This is a genomic window from Colwellia demingiae, from assembly GCF_007954275.1.
Lineage (GTDB): Bacteria > Pseudomonadota > Gammaproteobacteria > Enterobacterales > Alteromonadaceae > Colwellia > Colwellia demingiae.
The window spans coordinates 320,664-342,493 of sequence record NZ_VOLT01000005.1; the positions used below are offsets into that span (position 1 = coordinate 320,664).

The 21,830-nt window shown below is 36.1% G+C and carries 19 protein-coding genes; 9 read left to right on the plus strand and 10 right to left on the minus strand.

Annotation, left to right across the window (positions count from 1 at the left end; translation table 11 throughout):
• The first annotated feature begins 121 nt into the window (after window positions 1-121).
• Window positions 122-568, plus strand: coding sequence for a hypothetical protein (locus ESZ36_RS11910; RefSeq protein ID WP_246129078.1), 447 nt, complete (start codon window positions 122-124; stop codon window positions 566-568).
• Window positions 569-730: 162 nt separating this feature from the next.
• On the opposite strand, the gene ESZ36_RS11915 is transcribed toward ESZ36_RS11910, so the two are convergent.
• Window positions 731-2,635 (minus strand): M1 family metallopeptidase, encoded by a 1,905-nt coding sequence (locus ESZ36_RS11915; RefSeq protein WP_146788076.1) that lies wholly within the window; start codon window positions 2,633-2,635, stop codon window positions 731-733.
• Between the two features lie 189 nt (window positions 2,636-2,824).
• Complete coding sequence (locus ESZ36_RS11920) at window positions 2,825-3,721, minus strand: flagellar protein MotY (protein ID WP_146788079.1); 897 nt, start codon at window positions 3,719-3,721, stop codon at window positions 2,825-2,827.
• 229 nt (window positions 3,722-3,950) lie between these two features.
• Between ESZ36_RS11920 and rnt the strand changes: the two genes are divergently transcribed.
• On the plus strand, window positions 3,951-4,646 hold the full coding sequence (gene rnt, locus ESZ36_RS11925; protein ID WP_146788082.1) for a ribonuclease T: 696 nt from the start codon (window positions 3,951-3,953) through the stop codon (window positions 4,644-4,646).
• Between the two features lie 105 nt (window positions 4,647-4,751).
• Here rnt and ESZ36_RS11930 read toward each other — a convergent pair whose 3' ends face one another.
• Together ESZ36_RS11930 and grxD are read right to left on the minus strand one after the other, a co-directional pair.
• Window positions 4,752-5,357 (minus strand): peroxiredoxin, encoded by a 606-nt coding sequence (locus ESZ36_RS11930; protein WP_146788085.1) that lies wholly within the window; start codon window positions 5,355-5,357, stop codon window positions 4,752-4,754.
• A 155-nt stretch (window positions 5,358-5,512) separates the two neighbouring features.
• Window positions 5,513-5,863, minus strand: a complete 351-nt coding sequence (gene grxD / locus ESZ36_RS11935; protein WP_146788087.1) for a Grx4 family monothiol glutaredoxin — start codon at window positions 5,861-5,863, stop codon at window positions 5,513-5,515.
• A gap of 272 nt (window positions 5,864-6,135) precedes the next feature.
• Here grxD and ESZ36_RS11940 point away from each other — a divergent pair, with 272 nt between their 5' ends.
• Window positions 6,136-6,717 (plus strand): Fe-Mn family superoxide dismutase, encoded by a 582-nt coding sequence (locus ESZ36_RS11940; protein ID WP_146788090.1) that lies wholly within the window; start codon window positions 6,136-6,138, stop codon window positions 6,715-6,717.
• 748 nt (window positions 6,718-7,465) lie between these two features.
• Here the strand turns inward: ESZ36_RS11940 and lolE are convergent.
• From lolE to ESZ36_RS11955, 3 genes are read right to left on the minus strand one after another with little or no spacing between them, the layout of a single operon-like run.
• Complete coding sequence (gene lolE, locus ESZ36_RS11945; protein ID WP_146788093.1) at window positions 7,466-8,734, minus strand: lipoprotein-releasing ABC transporter permease subunit LolE; 1,269 nt, start codon at window positions 8,732-8,734, stop codon at window positions 7,466-7,468.
• Entirely contained in the window at window positions 8,727-9,503 is a 777-nt protein-coding gene (gene lolD / locus ESZ36_RS11950; protein WP_146788096.1) for a lipoprotein-releasing ABC transporter ATP-binding protein LolD, read from the minus strand. The genes lolE and lolD overlap by 8 nt, the downstream gene beginning before the upstream one ends.
• 12 nt (window positions 9,504-9,515) lie before the next feature.
• A complete protein-coding gene (locus ESZ36_RS11955; protein ID WP_146788099.1) occupies window positions 9,516-10,784 on the minus strand; it encodes a lipoprotein-releasing ABC transporter permease subunit in 1,269 nt (422 codons plus the stop codon).
• A 458-nt stretch (window positions 10,785-11,242) separates the two neighbouring features.
• On the opposite strand from ESZ36_RS11955, the gene ESZ36_RS11965 reads away from it, so the two are divergent.
• Window positions 11,243-11,845: a PilZ domain-containing protein gene (locus ESZ36_RS11965; protein WP_146788105.1), complete on the plus strand. Its 603-nt coding sequence runs from the start codon at window positions 11,243-11,245 to the stop codon at window positions 11,843-11,845.
• 155 nt (window positions 11,846-12,000) lie between these two features.
• Window positions 12,001-12,168, plus strand: coding sequence for a DUF2897 family protein (locus ESZ36_RS11970; protein ID WP_146788108.1), 168 nt, complete (start codon window positions 12,001-12,003; stop codon window positions 12,166-12,168).
• A 300-nt stretch (window positions 12,169-12,468) separates the two neighbouring features.
• Here the strand turns inward: ESZ36_RS11970 and ppiC are convergent, their stop codons facing one another.
• A complete protein-coding gene (gene ppiC, locus ESZ36_RS11975) occupies window positions 12,469-12,747 on the minus strand; it encodes a peptidylprolyl isomerase PpiC (RefSeq protein ID WP_146788111.1) in 279 nt (92 codons plus the stop codon).
• Window positions 12,748-13,263: 516 nt separating this feature from the next.
• Between ppiC and can the strand changes: the two genes are divergently transcribed.
• The gene (gene can / locus ESZ36_RS11980) at window positions 13,264-13,863 is read left to right on the plus strand and encodes a carbonate dehydratase (protein WP_146788113.1); all 600 of its coding nucleotides are present in this window, start codon (window positions 13,264-13,266) and stop codon (window positions 13,861-13,863) included.
• Between the two features lie 113 nt (window positions 13,864-13,976).
• On the opposite strand, the gene hppD is transcribed toward can, so the two are convergent.
• Complete coding sequence (gene hppD, locus ESZ36_RS11985; protein WP_146788116.1) at window positions 13,977-15,032, minus strand: 4-hydroxyphenylpyruvate dioxygenase; 1,056 nt, start codon at window positions 15,030-15,032, stop codon at window positions 13,977-13,979.
• A gap of 509 nt (window positions 15,033-15,541) precedes the next feature.
• Between hppD and ESZ36_RS11990 the strand changes: the two genes are divergently transcribed.
• The 3 genes from ESZ36_RS11990 to ESZ36_RS12000 all read left to right on the plus strand — a co-directional run bounded on the left by ESZ36_RS11990 (window position 15,542) and on the right by ESZ36_RS12000 (window position 20,522).
• On the plus strand, window positions 15,542-17,476 hold the full coding sequence (locus ESZ36_RS11990; protein ID WP_146788119.1) for a PrkA family serine protein kinase: 1,935 nt from the start codon (window positions 15,542-15,544) through the stop codon (window positions 17,474-17,476).
• 197 nt (window positions 17,477-17,673) lie between these two features.
• Window positions 17,674-18,951: a YeaH/YhbH family protein gene (locus ESZ36_RS11995; protein ID WP_146788122.1), complete on the plus strand. Its 1,278-nt coding sequence runs from the start codon at window positions 17,674-17,676 to the stop codon at window positions 18,949-18,951.
• 32 nt (window positions 18,952-18,983) lie between these two features.
• Window positions 18,984-20,522, plus strand: a complete 1,539-nt coding sequence (locus ESZ36_RS12000) for a SpoVR family protein (RefSeq protein ID WP_146788125.1) — start codon at window positions 18,984-18,986, stop codon at window positions 20,520-20,522.
• Between the two features lie 37 nt (window positions 20,523-20,559).
• On the opposite strand, the gene fadR is transcribed toward ESZ36_RS12000, so the two are convergent.
• Window positions 20,560-21,273, minus strand: a complete 714-nt coding sequence (gene fadR, locus ESZ36_RS12005) for a fatty acid metabolism transcriptional regulator FadR (protein WP_146788128.1) — start codon at window positions 21,271-21,273, stop codon at window positions 20,560-20,562.
• Between the last annotated feature and the right edge of the window lie 557 nt (window positions 21,274-21,830).

Here is a 21,830-nt window from a genome sequence, read left to right on the forward strand (position 1 = left end):
CTGAGATACTATCTAACTAACGATTTTTTATGATATTTGTAAGGGTCTTATCGCGTTAGTGCTAAAAATCGTATATATTTAAAATTATATAAAAACATAAACTTGAACGGAAGTAACTTAGATGAGAGTAAAACAAGCTGTTAAGCATTTTACATTACTTAGTATGATAGCAGTTGGCCTGAGTGCTTGCTCTTCGACGCAAGACATTGAAGAACAACCTACTCAAGTTCCTGTTGTTGTAGAGCCTGTTATTGAAGAGCTTGAAGAAGAAGAGGTAATCAGTACAGTAATCAATAATGGTGTTATTGATATTCCTGTATTAGATGATGCTCAAGTTTTTGCTGAATTTAGTGACTCATTACCTGCTGTCATTAACTACTTCACCCAATCAAGCGAAGCGAAAGTTATCGATTTTTATCAACAAGCGTTTGGGGAAGCATATTCACAAGATCGTAAACGCGGTAGATTAACCCTGCAATACCAAGAGGGTGAAGAAGCAATGCGTGTTGTTATTTCACAACAAAATAAGAAACGCCAAGTTGATGTTATTATCGAAAGCAAAAATTAATATTAGTGAAAATGACCATAATTACCTAATGACCCAATAACTATCTAGCAGTTAACTGTTTCTATAATTATTATTTTTTAGTTTACGGTAGTTAAAAGTTAAATAAAAAGGGCTCAATGTTTTCACATTGAGCCCTTTTTATTGTTTCGTGATATTAGTGAATTACTTCAAAACACCATCTACAGTACCTTGGGCTAAACCATGGTAACCAGGACGGGCTTGTTGATACACCTCAACTGCCCATGCTTTGCTATCTGCATTTTTAGCAAGCTCTTTGTACAAAGGAACTATCAACTTACGACGACCTATGCTTTTCAGATATTTAGCCATTGCAGGATAAACTTCTTTGTAACCAGCACGAACTGATAACAAGTACCAAGCGTGTGCAATCTCTGCATTATTACTATTGGTTAAGTCAAAAGCTTTATCTAAACTCACCATACGTTCATGATTAATATCTAACGGTAAGTTATTAATAAAATGCAACCATTCGTGTAATGTCCACTGAGCGGTAGGTAATTGTGCTAGCGTTAACTCATTAGCAACTAATTGCTTAATTTGCTTATCAATTACCTTAAAGGCATTCGAAGTAGGCTGTGGCGCATAACTAGGTAGACCTGCGTTGAAAATCCACTCGTTGATTTCGCTATCGCTAACAATATTTGGGTACTTATCCGTTAAATTAGCTTTTAAGTATTTAACAAAATTGTCGGTACCTAGACTTTCGAAAGCATGGCTATCAAAATACTCTAAAACAAAGGCATCAAAACGTTCGCGACCAAACTTCTCTTCAAGGTACATTAAAAATAACTGCCCTTTAACATAAGGTACACCAGAGAATGCATCATCTGGATCACGGCCTTTTAAATCAATATAAAGCTGAGTATCACCCGCATCAAGTTCAAGTAATTCTGCATTTAAATCTTGTGCGCCAAGTGCTTGTTCCATTACCGCTCGTTCAGTACCAAAAACAGCTTCCATAATACGGTTTTCAACGTAACTGGTAAAACCTTCGTTTAACCATAAATCACGCCAGCTTTCATTAGTAACTAAGTTTCCTGACCAAGAGTGAGCTAGTTCATGAGCAATTAAGTTAACTAAACTTTTGTCACCTGCAACAACGGTTGGAGTGATAAATGAAAGACGTGGGTTTTCCATGCCGCCAAAAGGAAAGCTTGGTGGTAACATCAATAAGTCGTAACGACCCCAACGGTATTTTCCATACATTTCTTCAGCTTTATCAATCATCGCTTGTGTATCATCAAATTCAGCAACGGCTGCATCTAAAATATAAGATTCAGCATAAATACCAGTTTGATGGCTCATCGCTTTAAACTGAAGATCACCCACACCAATCGCAATTAAATAAGGAGGAATAGCTTGAGGCATTGAGAAGAAATAATCGCCATCACGCTCAGTACCTGGTTCATTATTAGCGCTCATTACCGCTAATAAATCTTTATCGGTAGTTATACGTGCAGTATAAGTTACACGAACACTGGGTGTATCTTGGATAGGGATCCAAGAACGAGCATGAATGGCTTGGTTTTGACTGAATAAAAAGGGTTTCTCTTTACCAGCAGTTTGTTCAGCGGATAACCACTGTAAGCCAGTAGCTTTTTCTGTTGAGTGATAATAAACACGGACTTTTTCAGCGTTAAATTGAGTGTTAATGGTTAACTTGCTACCTAAAACGTCATCGCGTTTAGCTAAATCATAGTTCACCTTTACCCACTGGCCTTGACTATTTTTTGCCATCACCCGGTGAATAACAAGATCGCGTGTATCCAAAATTAATGGCGCTTTATTATCAGTAAGCCAATCGAGTGATAGTTCTGCAAAACCAGATAACGATTTTTTATCAAAATCTACATTAAGATCAAGGTAGACATGAGTTGCTTTAACTTGATCATAATTAGCATAAGTATATGCATCAGTTAATTTAGACACATTAACTTGTTTATGAGAGTCGTGTTGATGAGTGACACCCTCATGTGCCCATGTAACTGGTGCTATAGACACAGCAAAAGTGCTGAGTAATAAGCAAAATTTTGGAAAATGTTTCATGAAATTTTATACCTTAAAATTTAAAAGTCGTCCCCAAACAGGGCTCAGACAAAAACAGGCCTGTAGATTACTGCGAATCTACAGGCCTGTTCAATATTTTACTTTATATTTTTTACGCGCTCTATTGAGATAGTAGCAAGTATTATTTACAGTACTTTAACAAAAACACCTCAAAATGACTTAGGTAAGTTATGGTTTTTGCATTTGAATGACCACTCTACGGTTTTTCCCTCTCCCTAGCGTAGTGTCATTGGAAGATATATGGCGTTTTTCACCATAACCTTTTGCTTCTATTCGGCTAACTTCAATACCATTTTCTACAAAATAATCTCTTATTTTGGCTGCACGTCGTTCAGATAATTTTAAATTAGACCAACGACCACCATAGCTATCAGAATAAGCATCAATCAACACCAATTCTAACTCTGGATCTAAACTCAAATATTGACGGATCATTTCGATACGTCTTTGTGATGCTTTAGTAAATTTATCACTACTTGATTGATAATTAAGAACGGTATAAGCGATATCATCAAAACTATAATTCAATAAATTACCAACACAACCAACAAAATCTCTATAAGCTTTTTTAAAGCGAGCTGTTGAAAGGCCAACAGATATTTTATCTTGTTCGCTATACCAGTCATTGTAATAAAAGGTAGGACTCATGCCCTGCTCTAGTTCACTTAACATAGTCCAAGCAACTTTTTTAGGCAGACTAGGGTTAAATTGTTTATGCAATTTCATATTCGCTAACGTACGAGAGCCAGTGCCTGGCTGCCAATTAGGCGCAACACTTCGAACTTCAGCTAAAGAATAATTATCCGGTAACAACATCATGTCTAACTCAAATTCCATATTGAGCTTACGGCTGGCTTTTGCTGAAAATCGAGCTTCGCCATAGCGAGGAATTTGGTGTGATAATGTGCATTGTAAGCGTGAATCGTCAGATAATTGCCATTTAGAAGTATGGATATCTGCGCTATATTGACGTATGCCGGCTTTTACATCACTGGCTAACAAACTAGTGACTAAACTAGCTATAACAAGAAAATAAGTACTCATTGATGCGACTATTTTTTTCATAATTATGCACAATATCGATAGCGGTAACAGGACTATTCACTTTTTCCTGTATGGGATATATAGGGTATCGCCCTAAACTCAGATAACTTTAGCATTTTATCGGTAAAAAATCGCTTTACCGAGTAAAAAAATCGATTTAATGGCTTATAAGCCATCTTCATTGTCGTTTTTAAATAAACTTTCTGCGATAATAATCGGCATTATTTAAACCTATAATACTTAGTGACTAATGTCTGAATCAAGCTCTATAGATACCCAGCAAAAAAACAATCCTAATTCTGAAAAAGTAAAAAGCAAATTCTCTCAAAGATTTCGCGGCTACTTTCCCGTTGTTATTGATGTTGAAACAGCCGGTTTTAATGCCCAAACAGATGCATTACTTGAACTTGCGGCCTCAGTGTTACATTTAGATGAAGACACGGGTGATTTCTCTATCGATGAAACAATACAATTTAACATTGAGCCATTTGAAGGTGCAAACCTAGAACCCAAAGCGTTGGAGTTTACAGGCATAGACCCTACGAACCCGTTACGTGGTGCTGTTGATGAAGATGAAGCGCTTAAGGACCTTTTTAAATTGGTTCGAAAGAAAATGAAAGCTGAAGGTTGTCAACGAGCTATTATTGTTGCGCATAATGCAGCCTTTGATTTAGGCTTTTTAAATGCAGCTACCGAGCGCTGTAAGATTAAACGCAGCCCTTTTCATAGTTTTGTTAGTTTTGATACTACAACTCTTGCAGGTCTAGCTTTAGGGCAAACTGTTTTAGCAAAGGCTTGTATCGCTGCTAAAATAGATTTTAATAATAGCGAAGCGCATAGTGCTTTATATGATACTGAAAAAACGGCTGAGCTATTTTGTCACATCGTTAATAAATGGCGTTCACTAGGTGGTTGGCCTTTAGCTGATGAAGAAACAGAGGCATAACAGCTTCAATTAAAATTTAGATATAAAAAAACCGCTTTCGCGGTTTTTTTGTTTTTGCATGTTAGTTAATCAACTTAAGCAATTAACGTAAACGGTAAGCAAAAATTATAACTTATCTGCATTATCAGTAAGGTAAGAAGCAACACCTTCTGGAGAAGCAGTCATACCTTTATCACCTTTGTTCCAACCAGCAGGACAAACTTCGCCATGGTCTTGGTGGAATTGTAGTGCGTCAACCATACGTATCATTTCATCAACATCACGACCTAGTGGTAAATCGTTAACTACTTGGTGACGTACGTTGCCTTCTTCATCAATTAAGAAAGAACCACGGAATGCAACACCAGCTTCAGGATGTTCAACATCGTATGCTTTACAAATTTCATGTTTAGTATCAGCAACTAAAGTGTATTGTACTGGACCAATACCACCGTCATTTACTGGAGTGTTACGCCATGCGTTATGTGAAAATTGTGAATCGATAGAAACACCAATAACTTCTACGCCACGGCTTTTGAATTCTTCCATACGGTGATCAAAAGCTAATAACTCTGATGGACAAACAAAAGTAAAATCTAATGGATAGAAAAATACTACTGCTTTTTTACCGTTAATTGCTTCGCTTAATGTAAAGCTATCTACAATCTCACCGCTACCCAATACTGCTGCAGCAGTGAAGTCTGGTGCTTGACGACCAACTAATACGCTCATTTTATGCTCCATTTATCTTTATGTTAAAAAAGTTTAATTTTTCTGCCTACAAATTGTGTGGCAGATAAATACTCGTTACCAATAAAAATGCATATTTAAAAGATGAATTTAAAATGGTAACAAGTATATAAAATCAATAAGTTAAGTAATATTTATTATGCGTCTGCTGAACTATCTTCTGCTGGGGCATTTTTTGCCGCTGCAGCTTTCACTAAGGTTTGTAATTCACCTTGTTGAAACATTTCCATAATAATATCACAGCCACCTACTAACTCGCCCTCAACCCATAATTGCGGGAAAGTTGGCCAGTCTGCATATTTAGGCAATTCTGCACGAATATCAGGGTTCTGTAAAATATCAACATAAGCAAATTTTTCTTCACAAGAAATTAATGCTTGTGATGCTTGTGATGAAAAGCCACAGTTTGGTAATTTAGGAGACCCTTTCATATATAGCAAGATCGTATTTTCGCTAATTTGTTCTTTAATGCGCTCAATTGTATCCATAATACCCTCTCTTAATTAATACTTATTCTATTCTTTTGCACTGAGATAACTTACATATGGAGATAAAAAACAAATTATCAACTCTTTTCAATACAAGGTAATAGAATAAGTACTATTATAAAAATAGCTTAGCTATTGATTTTAAAATATATAGCCTTGAAAGTTGACTTCACAATACCTATATATAAATAATACTTGAGTATTTTACTCAAGTTTATATAAAAACACACCCATTTTTAATGAAAAATTAGAATTACAATCAGGAGAGTATAATGTCCATTGAATTACCTGCATTACCTTACGAGCAAAACGCATTAGAGCCACACATTTCAGCAGAAACCTTATCATTCCATTATGGAAAGCATCACAACACTTATGTTGTTAAGCTAAACGGTTTAATTGGCGGAACTGAATTTGAAAATAAAAGCTTAGAAGAGATAGTTAAAACGTCTTCGGCTGGAATTTTCAATAACGCGGCACAAATATGGAACCATACTTTTTATTGGAATAGCTTAAGTCCAAATGCTGGTGGTGAACCATCAGGTGATTTATTAGCTGCAATCATTAGTAATTTCGGTTCTTTTGCTGAGTTTAAAGCTAAGTTCACTGATAGTGCTATCAACAACTTTGGTTCAAGCTGGACTTGGTTAGTAAAAAATGCCGATGGCAGCTTAGCTATTGTTAATACCTCAAATGCAGCAACGCCATTAACTGACGAAGGTGTTACGCCACTTATTACTGTTGATTTATGGGAACATGCTTACTACATTGATTACCGTAACGTAAGACCTGATTACCTTAACGGTTTTTGGGCATTAGCTAACTGGGATTTTGCTCAAGCTAACTTTAGCTAATAAAGACAAAATCTATGCAGATCTAACAAAGGTTCCTGATCTTTGTTAGGTCTTCTATAAATTAAATATTCCACTTAACCGCAAAGTTACTCCTGCTACTATTACACTCGTAATATTCAAACGTGCAAATGTACAAATCCAACAACATCACCAATTGGCTCAAACAGCCGAACTTAAAAATTAGCAAGCCAATAAATTCGCTAGGATCATTTTTTGATTTTTAGGGGGGAAATGGCACTTGTTATTTACATTAGATTTTCTGACTCTGCAAAATCAATCTAAAAGTATTTAATAGGTATAGCGAGGTAAATAGACTGAATTAGATTTAAATAAAAATTAACTTACGCATAAAAATTCAGTCTAAAAGCCTATTAAACCTTGCTTAACAAAATAAAAAGAATAATTATTCACTTTATTAACAAAGTAAGTCCGCGCCACCTTTCGCATTAGTTTTTATAATGCGAAAACTACATTTTTTTTAGTTTGTCCAAGTAAATAAAGACTATTATGATGACTTTGTTTTCTGAGTTAGCGCAATGATGTTTTTTTCTTACTCCTAAGGATACATCATTAACTATGATTACTCTGAAATGATAGCTTACTATCTTTTCTCTCTGACATGTTTCTTGGAATGTAATTTCCTTATATCAACTTGATGTTATAGTTGGCCCGCACTTTGTTTGCGGGCTTTTTTTTGAGTTTTTTTTAGCAGATTAACATTTTATTGAAGCAGGACAAATTTCGGTATTTATAGCTGCCCTAACACTTGTGCAGGCTCGATTTTAGTAGCTCGCCACGCTGGGTATAACGTTGCCAATAGGCTCATAATAAGTGCAGTAATAATCGTTATATAAACATCACTAGCATGTAGCACACTGGGTAAGTAGTTAATAAAGTACACATCGCCAGACAAGAAGGTAATCCCCATTAACTGCTCTAGCATGCTAATAATGTCAGTAAGATTTAAGGCTAAATAGACACCGCACATAGCACCTAATAAGCTTCCAACAACACCATTAACCAGTCCTTGAGCAATAAAAGCCAGCATAATGGTACTTGAGCTTGCTCCCATGGTTTTTAAAATAGCGATATCGCCTTGTTTTTCATTAACCGCCATAATTAGGGTTGAAACGATATTAAAACTAGCCACCCCTATAACCAACACTAAAACAATAAACATCACCATACGCACCAGTTGAATATCATTAAATAAATGTCCCTGGGTACGAGTCCAATTATTAATATATACATAGTGGTCAAAATTATAGGCAACCTGTCGGGCAATTTTAGGCGCAGAAAAAACATCAGTGACTTTTAAACGTATACTTTGTGTTTCATTTTCTTTATATCCCATTACATTACTGGCTAGGCTTAGTGGGATATAAGCTAACGTTTCATCGACTGTGCCACCAAATTTAAAAATACCAACCACTTCTACCTGCCGGGTTATCGGTGCAGAAAACACTTGTTTTACATCATTACCTCCCCCTGGTGGTGGTAACAATAGCTGTATTTTATCACCGAGTTCTACCGATAATTTTTTTGCCACACCACTACCAATAACAATGGTGTTTTCATTTAACTGATTAGTCATTAAGGCTTGCCACTCGCCGGCAATAATATAATCATCAATACTTGATACTTGCCTTTCAAGGTTCGCATCTACGCCACGAACTTCTATGGCCTTGAGCTTTAAACCGTGTTGCAGCATCCCTGTCATTTTAATAACTGGCGCCGCCGCAATGACTGATGACTCTGTTTGTACTTTTTCAATACTTTTTGGCCAATCTGTTATTGGTTCATTGACACTTACTAACTCAACATGCGGTACTATCGAAAGAAGTTTTTCCGATAATTCTCGTTCAAAGCCATTCATCGCACTTAGCACGACAATGAGTACTGTTACGCCTAAAGCAATACCAATAGTAGAAGAGGCGGAGATAAAAGCTGAAAAACCATTTCCGTGTCGACCTCGAACATAACGCCAGCCTAAAAATATACTTAACGGTTTAAACATGACGTTCACTAAGCTGAGATTTATTATCTTTAATGCTACTAGCAGATTTTGTGGTAATTGAAGTAGGAGATAATGCTTGGTCACTTTTATCAGAAAGTGGTCTTAATTGTCCTTGAACTAATTTTACTTGTCTATCCATACGATTAGCTAATACCAGATCATGAGTTACGATAACAAAACTGGTTTTCGCGGTTTTATTTAAGCTACGAATTAATTGATAAATTTGTTCCGCTGTATCGCTATCTAAATTACCTGTAGGTTCATCAGCTAAAACGAGAGATGGCTTAGTCACTAATGCTCGAGCGATTGCCACACGTTGACGCTCGCCACCTGATAATTGTGACGGTCGATAATCAATCCGGTGAGATAAACCCACTTGGTCGAGCATTTCTTTAGCTGCTAACAATGCTTTCTTTGGCTTTTCACCTCGGATCATTAAGGGCATCGCTACATTTTCTTGAGCATTAAACTCCATCATCAAATGATGAAATTGATAAATAAAGCCAATATGCTCATTTCTAAATTTTGCTCTTTCTTTATCAGATAACTGGTGGATATCAATATCATTAATAAGCACTTTTCCTGAACTTGGCGAATCTAAAGCACCAGCAAGGTGTAAAAAGGTACTTTTTCCGCAACCAGAACTGCCCACTACCGCGAGTAACACTCCTTTATCAACACTCAGTTCTAAGTTATTTAAGACCTTAGTTTCAATGTCACCTTGTACATATGACTTAGATAGCTGACAACACTGTAATACTTTACTCATTAATTTTTGGCCTTATTCATTTCGTAATACCTGAGCTGGCTGAGTAGTCGAGGCTTGGTATGCTGGATAAAGTGTGGCAAGAAAGCTCATTGCTAGTGCTGATAAAATAATGGTAAGCACATCAAACCACTCAAGTTTGATTGGTAAGTCTTGCATACCCAAACCAAATAAATTGGCACCTACCACTAACAGTATACTATTCAAATTAAGAGCCAATATCACGCCGAGAAGCCCTCCTAAGCTAACTCCCCAAAGGCCATTAACCATACCTTGAGTGATAAAAATTTTAATGACCTCTATGCGCGCTAAACCTAATGTTTGCAATATGCCTATTTCAGCTTGTTTTTCAACAACAACCATTACTAGCGCTGAGACTATATTAAATGCAGCCACAGCAACGATTAAACTTAACATTAACCACATCATATTTTTTTCCATTTTCACTGCTGAAAATAGTGCCCCTTGGCTCTCATCCCAAGTACTAAAATTAATAGAATCGAGTGTTTTGCTATGCTGTGTATTCTGTTGCTCCTGTTCAAGGTTTTTCACTACGGTTTTGGCATTAAACGCATCATCTAAATAAAGGCGTAATTTATCAATACCATCACCCGTTCGCCTGAGCAGTTTCGCACCATAGCGACTATCAACATAAACCATGGCATCATCAACCTGTGAACCAATATGAAAAATCCCCGCAACAGTAAAAACGCGTTGTACTGGAATGCGTCCCATCGGAGTAAAAACACTTTTGTTAGGCAACACTAAGCGAACCTCATCGCCGAGAGCAACCTGTAATTTATTGGCTAAAGATTGTCCTAAGACTAAGGAGTAACTTTGTGTCGAGAGCATTTCCATACTGCCAGAAACCATATGAGTACTGACGATATTTTTTTGTTCAAATTTAGGCATAATACCTTGAACTAGAACACCTTGAAGCCCTTTAGCTGATTGGATCAAAGCTTCACTTTCAAGAAAAGGTGTTACTCGAAGCACATGGGGTTTAGTAAGTAACTCTTCTCGTAAGTTTTGCCAGGGTCGTTTTTGTTCAGCGCTGGTATCTATAGCACTGAAATCACTAACAATTACGTGGGGTACTATACCTAATATACGTTTCTTTAATTCGCCTTCAAAACCATTCATCACAGAGACAACGGTTATAAGCGCAGCCACCCCTAATAAAATACCAACAGTGGAAAAGAAAGTAATAAAAGAAACAAAGCCAGTATGACTTTTACTACGACTATAGCGTAGTCCGATGAAGATACTAATAGGTTGAAACATTGAGGTATTATTATTTTATCTGGTACTGATTTAGATTGTTCTGTAGCATAACACAGTCACTATCATTGTCTGAGATAAATAGCCGCTGAGATATTGTTAGTTACAATTCTCTGCTATATATACCCAAGCCACTTGAAGATGCGTGTTTCAGGACGCTTGAGAAACTCATGATCAAGGCGCCTCATTTTATTAAGGGTTATTCCCTTAAAAAAGGAGGCAACGAAGAACATGGTTTGCTCAGACGTCCCCGCAGGGCTGGTTTAGAAACGCTTTATGCTGCGTTATTGATTTCGACAATAGAATTACTATTCTCTTCAATCAATGCTTTGCCTAAAGGCATTTCTAATTCCAGCTGAAACCTGCATCTTCAGGTAGTTTGGGTATATCCTGCTATTGCATTAATTAATATGCTTTTATCTATTTATGAAAGCACTGTCTTCTACATGGAAATAAATAACATGAGCGATCTTTCCCTCGATCAAAAGTTAGCACAGTATGATGAGTTTTTTGCCATTGAACATGAGTTCTCGGTAAATATAATGGCTATTAGTAATACTGACGACTGCAGTTTTGACAAATTTATTTCCAGTATGCCTATGCCTTTTAAACTCGCTACTGATATGAGTACAATAGATCAATCAGCTTTACGATCATTGCAAGGCTTGGGTAACAGTGCCTCTCAGCTAGTTAGCTTTCTTAACCAACAATCAAAAAAAATTGACTTGCTTATTGGCTATATTCTCAGTCAGCAAGATGAGTTGCAGCATAGATATCAAGGAATAAACTTTGGAGGGGGCGGTATTAAATTTGTCACACCAAAGGCTTTTATTGTCGGCCAATTACTTGAGCTTAAAATATTCTTGCTAGAAAGCCATTGCGCTATATATTGCTATGGTGAAGTAATCGAGGTTGAATCAGCTAACGAAATGTTTACCCACAAAGTTACTTTTCATTTTATTCGAGAAGAAGACAGAGAAACCTTAGTGCGTAGCAGCTTACATGAACAATCTAAACAATTACAAAAGCTGGCTAAAATACGTAATCAAGAAAGAGAGCAGTAAACACCATTCATCTCATTAACATATGATGTCGCACTCCGTTGCGATAAAATACGACTACCAATGTGAGATGTTAAACGAGTAACCTTGTGAAAAGTTAACCAGTTACTTTTTTTGCGAGTACTTTAATCAAGATTATCAATAAGGATTATTAACCTATGTCAATCACAGCCATAATAATTACAACCCTTGCTATTGGTATTATAGTTGGAGGTATCTTGGTCATAAAAAAATCAGCTCACAAGTTCAATTTAACAGCAGAGCAATTAGCAAACATTAAGAAACGTAATGAAGAACTAGAGAAAGAAGAGAAGGATCAGGAATAAAAATAATAAATGATCTAACTAATTAACTTATACCCGTGACCATTCAAAATGCATGTTTCAGTGGGAGAAAAAAACGATTTAGACAAGGCATTGATTGCAGATAATGGTTGTTCCATTGACAAAATCAATAACGAAGTATAAATCGTTTTTATCCCCATCGTAGAAGTGCATGAGCAAACCTATTTCATTGTTGCGTCAAATAAATAGGGAATGACCATGATTTAATTAACGCGCCTCAAACTAGATTTGCTCAAGCACTCTGAATCGAGCATTTTGAATGATTACGGGTATAGCTAGTTGTTAACTTCGGTATAAAGTTTTTATTAAATGGTAACCAAACTTTGTTTTTATAGGTCCATGAACTTTTAATAAGGGCCTTTTGAAAACAACATCATCAAATGCTTTAACCATTTGCCCACGACGAAACTCCCCTAAATCACCACCTTTTTTCTTCGATGGGCAAAGTGAATGCTTCTTTGCAAGCGCTCCAAAATTAGCACCTTTATCAAGTTGCACTTTTAATTCTACTGCTTGTTTTTCCGTTTTTACTAGAATATGCAGGGCACATGCACTCGCCATAGCGTTTACCTATAAGATTATCATTGCCGTTATTATACTATAGCCAAGCGGCTAGAAGATATGTGTTTAAGGGCGCCCTAGCGACTCATGTTCAAATGTCTCATTTGACTTAAAGGCATTTCTAATTCCAGCTGAAATCTGTCTCTTCATGTAGTTTGGGTACATACCCGTTACCATTCAAAGTACAGGATTTCAGTGGGAATTAAAATCACTTTAGGCAAGGTAAATAATTTAAGCATAATCATTCTATGGTTTGAGTATTTAACGCGGTATAAAGTGATTTTAAACCCATCGAAGAAGCGCTTGAGCAACATCACTTCATCGTTGCTGTGATTTATAAGGGAATAACCATTATTTCATCACAGCGCCTTGAATTAAAATTGCTCAAGCACTCTGAAACATGCATCTTGATTGGTAGTGGGTATATAGATACTATCATTACAAATAATTACTTTTACTTACCTTTTCTATGACATAAAATGTCATCAATTTAACTACTCAATGTGGACTTAACTTATGACAAAAATCCAACACCTGTTTGATAATAATAAACAATGGGCAGAAAAAATCACTAAGGAAGATCCTAACTTCTTTAAAGCTCTATCTGAACAACAATCACCAAAGTATTTATGGATAGGTTGCTCAGACTCCCGCGTACCTGCAAACGCACTTCTAAACATGGATCCGGGAGAAGTTTTTGTACACCGTAACATTGCTAACCAAGTTATTCATACCGACTTAAATTGTTTATCTGTTATTCAATACGCTGTCGATGTATTGAAAGTACAGCATATTATTGTTTGTGGTCACTACGGTTGTGGTGGTATCAGTGCAGCACTTGATAATAAGAGTCATGGCTTAATAGACAACTGGTTACGCCACATAGAAGATGTTTACCGCTTCCATAAAGAAGAAATGGACCAGCTTACCGATGAAACAGAACGTATTAACTTATTATGTGAGCTTAATGTTATAGAGCAAGTCGCCAATATATGTAATACCACAACTCTGGTTAACGCATGGCAAAATGACCAAGATACAACCGTGCATGGCGTAGTGTACAACTTACACGATGGTATTTTAAAAGACTTAAACGTATCAGCTACGGGTAAATAAGCGCTGACTTTCTAAATAATACTGACTTAAACAAACTTAGCTTCAAATAATAAAAAGCCAACAAACTCACAGAGCTTGTTGGCTTTTTAATTTAGGAAATTTTAGACGTTTATTTATAAAACGCCACGTTCCATTTGATTTAACTCAATCGATTTAAATAAGGTTGAAAAGTTACCCTCTCCAAAACCCTGGTCATCGACACGTTGAATCATTTCAATAAAAATTGGGCCAAATAAATTTTTAGTGAATATTTGCAGTAAATATGAGTCTTCACTTTGGCTATCAACTAAAATTTGATGCTCTTTAATACGCTCTTTATCTTCTTTTACCCAAGGTACGCGGTCAAAAATTTCATCATAATACTCAGGAACGATATTAAGTGTATCAACAATTGATCGATCTAACTTATCAAGAGAGCCAACAAGATCATCTGTGATAAAAGCTAAATGTTGTACACCTGGACCATTATACTCGTTAAGGTATTCATCAATTTGATTATCTTTACTGCCCTTCCCTTCATTAATTGGAATGCAGAATTTTCCACAAGGTGATGCAAGTGCGTAAGAAATCAAAGCTGTTTTAACACCTTTAATATCAAAGTATCTAACTTCAGTAAAACCAAAGACATCTTTATAAAAATCAGCCCATTTATGCATAGTGCCTTGATAAACATTATTGGTTAAATGATCTACCGCTAAAAAACCTTTATCTTCAACTAATACCGGCTCAGCAATATCTTCAAAGTCAGTATCATAGATCAAGCCTTTGTTAGCGCCAGTTTTTGCAAAGTTCTCAATGAAATAGATAAGGCTATCACCAATACCAAAGATAGCTGGATATGGAAGTTTGTTTGCTTCATTTTCAGCAGATTTTGCTCCACGCTTGACCGCTTCGTTAAAGGCAAAATTAGCGTCTTCTACACGCCAACCCATAGAGCAGATAGCAGGACCATGACTTTTAGCGAACTCTTTAGAGAAACCAGCTTTTTCTTTATTTAATAAAAAGTGGATATCATTCTGATTAAAATATTCAACATCACGTCCTTTCATTTTTTTAGTTTTTGAAAAACCAAAACCATAAAAAGCTTTTTCCATAAAGTCTGAGTCTGGCGTGGCATATTCAGTAAATTCGATACCACACAATTTTAACGGGTTTTTATTATCGGTCATTGTTATCTCTCTTTCATTCAATGTCTGTCTTAAAGCTATTATCTAGGGCAAATGATTAAAGCGAAAGTCCTCTAGTAACAAGGCTTAAAAGACGGTTGTAACAGAAGTTGTACGTGTATTTGTCCAAAAAGATAACTGACTGCTAACAAGCCTATACTATGGCTCGCAGCTTAGTGTAAAGAAATATAAACAGCCTGTTAATTGACTGCAGAAATAATCAGTATTTGCTCATATATAATTTAATATCTGCAGATAAAGTTTCTAACTTCCTACTGGTAAAGCCAATACGCACTAAATCACCTTTGATTAATTAGAAATTAGCAAGTTGACTTAATGTGGATTTTTCATACTAGTTACAATTTAATTACTAATTTCCTTAGCAAAATCAGCCAGAACAACTAACCTTAAAATATAGCAAGTGCTTTTTACCTTACCTTTACAAGCTGTTAAGTGCTGGCTTTTACTATTTTTATCTTAGTGGATAGCATTGTATTCTTTTGGAGGTAGTTATGAGTATTTTTCAACATTATCAAACGCGCTATGAGCAAGCTCAACAAGAAGAGTTTGGTTTACAAGAATTCTTAACTATTTGTAAAGAGGATAATCTAGCCTATGCTAGTGCATCAGAACGTTTACTTACGGCCATTGGTGAGGCTGAAATGGTCGACACCGCGACAGACCCCAGGCTAAGTAGAATATTTTCCAACAGAGTTATTAAACGCTATCCTGCTTTTACTGATTTCTATGGTATGGAAGAAGCCATTGAGCAAATAGTGTCTTATTTAAAACATGCTTCACAGGGATTAGAAGAGCATAAACAAATTTTATATTTATTAGGCCCTGTTGGCGGAGGGAAATCTTCTTTAGCAGAAAAGTTAAAGTCTTTGATGCAGCAAGAACCCATTTATGTTCTAAGCGCAAATGGTGTGCGTAGCCCCGTTAATGATCATCCTTTTTGCTTATTTGATGCTCATTCAGACGGAAAGATTCTTAAAGAAGAATACAATATTCCTGGAAGGTATTTAAACAATATTATCTCTCCTTGGGCTGCAAAACGCTTACATGAATTTAAAGGTGATATTGCCCAATTTAAAGTAGTAAAAGTTTACCCGTCTATTTTAGATCAAATTGCGATAGCTAAAACCGAACCTGGTGATGACAACAATCAAGATATCTCAGCACTCGTTGGTAAAGTTGATATTAGACAGCTTGAACATTTTGCTCAAAATGATGCCGACGCTTATAGTTATTCAGGTGCTTTATGTCGTGCAAATCAGGGGTTAATGGAATTTGTTGAAATGTTCAAAGCGCCTATTAAAGTGTTGCATCCATTACTAACAGCCACTCAAGAAGGTAACTATAATCCTACTGAAGGTCTTTCAGCGTTACCTTTCAACGGCATTTTACTCGCCCATTCAAATGAATCAGAATGGCAGACTTTCAGAAATAACAAAAACAACGAAGCATTTTTAGACCGAGTCTATATTGTTAAAGTGCCTTATTGCATGCGCGTTTCTGAAGAAGTTAACATTTATAAGAAGTTACTTGAGCACAGTGAATTAAAAACTGCGCAGTGTGCACCCGATACCTTAGATATTCTTGCACAATTCTCAGTATTATCTCGTTTAAAAGATCCAGTAAATTCAAGTATATATTCGAAAATGCGTGTTTATGACGGTGAAACGCTTAAAGACACCGATCCAAAAGCAAAATCCTATCAAGAGTATCGTGATTATGCTGGCATTGATGAGGGTATGTCAGGACTATCTACTCGCTTTGCTTTTAAAATTTTATCACGGGTATTTAACTTCGATAGCGTTGAAGTAGCGGCAAACCCAGTTCACTTATTTTATGTGTTAGAGCAGCAAGTTGAACGAGAACAATTGCCTAAAGAAATTGCAGAACGCTATTTAGAATTTATTAAAGACTATTTAACACCGGAATATATAGCATTCATTGGGAAAGAAATTCAAACCGCCTATTTAGAGTCTTACTCCGAATATGGGCAAAATATTTTCGACCGTTATGTTACTTATGCAGATTTCTGGATTCAAGATCAAGAATATAGAGATGCTGAAACAGGTCAATTATTCGATCGACAATCACTGAATGATGAATTAGAAAAAATTGAAAAACCTGCTGGCATTAGCAACCCTAAAGATTTTCGTAATGAAATTGTGAATTTTGTACTGCGAGCAAAAGCCAATAACAATGGTAAGAATCCTGCTTGGACTAGTTATGAAAAGCTTAGAACTGTTATTGAGAAAAAAATGTTTTCCAATACTGAAGATTTACTACCCGTAATTTCTTTTAATGCCAAAACATCAACAGATGACCAACAAAAGCACGATGACTTTGTTAAGCGAATGATGACAAAAGGCTATACCCGAAAGCAAGTGCGTTTGTTGTCTGAATGGTATTTACGAGTAAGAAAGTCCTCTTAAGTTGTATCTCTAACAAAAAAGGATATATAGCCGTTACCGACCAAGATGCATGTTTCAAAGTTTGAGAGCCTTTTCAGTTTTTTAGAAGCAGTAATGAAATAGGATTAATCACAACCTTCTATGATGAGTTGTAAATAACTATTCTCCACATTTTGAATGGTATCGGGTATGTACAGTAAAAGAGATAAGGAGAACGTATGACCAACTTTATTGATAGACGTCTTAATAGTAAAAATAAAAGTACGGTTAATCGCCAACGCTTTTTAAGACGCTATAAAAACCAAATTAAAAAGTCTGTTTCTGAGGCCATAAATCAACGTGGTGTGACAGACATTGATTCTGGTGAAAGCATAGTCATTCCAAGCAGAGATCTATCTGAACCTACCTTTCACCAAGGTGATGGTGGTGTAAAAGATAGAGTTCATCCTGGGAATGATCAGTTTTCTACTGGTGATAGAATTCCTCGCCCGCCACAACAGCAAGGTCAAGGTGCGGGACAAGGGGATGCCAGTGACAGTGGTGAAGGTGAAGACGACTTTACTTTTTCAATTTCTAAAGAAGAGTACTTAAATCTTCTATTTGAAGATTTAGAGTTGCCTAATCTTGAAAGAAATCAATTAGACAAGTTAATTGAGTATAAAACAGTTCGTAGCGGTTTTTGTGCTGAAGGTGTTGCCTCAAATATAGATATTGTCAAATCGTTACAAGGCTCCATTGCCCGTCGTATAGCGATGACATCTTCAAAGCGCAAACAGATAAAAGCACTTGAACTGGAGTTACGGGCTCTAAATAATGATAAACACGACAATATTCAACGAAAACGAGACTTAATCGCTGAAATTGAGACCTTAAAAGGGAAGATAGCCAAGGTTCCCTTTATTGATACTTTCGACTTAAGGTTTCGTAATTATGCCAAGCAAGCTGTCCCTACTTCAAAAGCCGTTATGTTTTGCTTAATGGATGTATCTGGCTCCATGGATCAAGCAACTAAAGAAATGGCTAAACGTTTTTATATTTTACTTTATTTATTTCTTAGCCGTACGTATAAGAATATTGATGTCGTTTATATTAGACATCATACGCAAGCTAAAGAGGTTGATGAGCATGAGTTCTTTTATTCTCAAGAAACGGGCGGAACAATTGCATCAAGTGCTCTCGAGCTGATGAATGACATAATCAGTGAACGTTATAATGACAACCAGTGGAATATTTATGGTGCCCAAGCATCAGATGGTGATAACTGGGCAGATGACTCTCCCCGATGTCAGGCAATTTTAGAGAAGCAAATATTGCCTAAAAGTCGATATTTTAGTTATATCGAAATAACCCAACGAGCCCACCAGACACTTTGGAAGCACTATCAACAAGTGGAGGAGTCTCATACTAACTTTGCCATGCAGCACATTAAATCAGTTGCTGATATTTATCCTGTGTTTAGAGAGCTTTTCAAAAAAAACACACAGAGTGCCGCTTAACAGAATCTCTTAACAAAATAAGGGGGTGATTGATGACAAATTCTCAAAATGAAACAATTCAGAAAGCTAATGTAACGCCATTAGATGATACACCTGATTGGACTTTTGACTTACTTGGGCAATACCAGCATGAAATTGCCCGAGTTGCAGACTTTTATCGCCTTGATACTTACACCAATCAAATTGAAGTAATCACTGCAGAACAAATGATGGATGCCTATGCTAGCGTGGGTATGCCCATTGGTTATAGTCATTGGACCTTTGGTAAAAAATTCATCCAAACAGAACAAAACTACAAACGTGGTCAAATGGGCTTAGCCTATGAAATAGTCATAAATTCAAGTCCTTGCATATCCTATTTAATGGAAGAAAATACGCTTACTATGCAGGCTCTCGTCATGGCACATGCTTGTTATGGCCATAACTCGTTTTTTAAAGGCAATTATTTATTTAAGTCATGGACTGATGCTAGCTCTATTATCGATTATTTATTATTCGCAAAAAATTATATCGCTCAATGTGAGAAAAAATATGGTATTAGTGAGGTAGAGTCCACGTTAGACGCTTGTCATGCTTTAATGAGCCATGGGGTCGATCGATATAAAAGACCACAAAAAATATCGTTAGATGAAGAGCTTAAAAGACAATCAGAACGTGCTGAATATTTACAATCACAAGTAAATGCACTCTGGCGGACGGTTCCTAAAAAAGAGCAGCAAGAAAATGAAAAGCAATATAAATTTCCAAAAGAGCCTCAAGAAAACATTCTGTATTTCATTGAAAAAAATGCGCCTCTATTACAACCTTGGCAAAGAGAAATTGTCAGAATTGTAAGAAAAATATCCCAGTATTTTTATCCTCAAAAACAGACTCAAGTAATGAATGAGGGATGGGCGTGTTTTTGGCATTACACTATTTTAAACCACTTATACGATGAAGGATTAGTCACTGACAAGTTTATGCTGGAGTTTTTACACAGCCATACTAATGTTGTTGCACAGCCTGAATACAATAGTAAATATTATTCAGGTATAAACCCTTATGCACTAGGTTTTAATATGTTCATTGATATTAGACGTATATGCGAACATCCTACAGAAGAAGATAAAGAGTATTTTCCTGAAATTGCAGGGAGTAACTGGGTAGACACTTTACATTTTGCCATGGAAAACTTTAAAGATGAAAGCTTTATCAGTCAGTATTTATCGCCAAAATTAATACGTGATTTTAAACTATTTCACATCCATGATGATAGTGATAATAATTATGTTGAAATTGGCGCTATTCATAATGAGCAAGGATATAAAAAAGTACGTCACAATCTGGCCAATCAGTATAACCTCAGTAATATTGAGGTAAATATCCAAATAGTTGATGCAAATATTGACGGTGACAGAGCGTTAACACTAAGGTATACGCCACATAACGGAGTTAAACTAGGTAATTCTAAAGACGAGGTATTAAAACACCTGCATTACTTATGGCACTTTGACGTTAAGATTATCCAAGAAGATATGTCAGGTGAAGATAAAGTAATTGCTAGCTGCCCACAAAAAAAAGAAGACGATTAAATCGTCTTCTTTTTTTAGATTTTGTATAAATTAAACGTTAGTCTTCATAGAGCTCTTTTAATACTTCATCCTTGAGATCACTCCAAAGTAGACCGGAATCAATACCATTTTGACGAACAGCAAAAATTGCTTCATCAAATTTTTCTGCTTTAGCCAACTCGATTAACTTTTTATAATAATTTATCGATATTTCACGGCCCTTAGGGTGAGCGAAATATAAGTTACCTATGCGAGAATATAAACCGCTTAAACCATTTAATATTAATAAATAGATTGAATTACCTGAAGCGATAACTAAATCTTTATTTAGTTGATAATCAAATTGTGCAAAAGCCTCGGCAGAGTCTTCAACATCAATGTAGGCTTCTAATGATTCGATAGCTTTTTTAGGATTATTCTTTAATGCAGCGCGAATATAAATAGCACTTATATTTGTGCGCGCTGATAATAAATTATCAACTAAATCTGGTATTCCATCCTGATCTAATTGCACCAACGTTTCCAGAATATTTAAACTAGATGTTTCCCAGAAGTCATTTACTTTAGTTGGTTTACCATGCTGAATAGTTAACCAACCATCTCTGGCTAATCGTTGCAATACTTCTCTTAGCGTAGTTCGAGTTACCCCGATAAGTTCAGAAAGTTCGCGTTCAGCTGGCAATATAGATCCAGGAGGAAAACCACCATTCCAAATAGACTCAACGATGTATTGTTCCGCAAATCCTGCTGGGCTTTTAGCTTTTATGACCATTGATGATAATTACCTAATGATATATATGAATAGAGGAGATTATTTCAACTGATTGTACCAGAAGTACATTTATGCACAAGCATACAAAAGTTGTAAATCTGATCACTGCCATTCAGATTGAGAATTCACGGCAGCCTGAGAATTAGTAAAATACATCCTATCAAAGAATTCATAACACTTCAGAAGTTTTAATCATCATTAATGAGTTTTGTCTTACTCTTTTGATGATGTTTTTTTTTGATATGTATTGATGCGAGATACATCACTCGAAAAGAGAATGTCTTTCATGGGGAGTTACTATGCGAGAAAGGGCTAACCGTCACTATTGGCTAACTGTTGACCTAAAGAATGACCGATAGCTAACGTCGTCAATGCGCACCAAGGGAACATTAGCACTAACAAATGTTAGTGCCAAAAATGAGATCTTTTGAGGATTTGCTTTAATCGTCACTAATGCCACAAAGCCGACCTAGTTCATCGGATTAAATCATTTAACCTAATGATCACTTAGATACGAAAGCAGACGTTCCCCACAGATATAAATATGCATTGTTTGA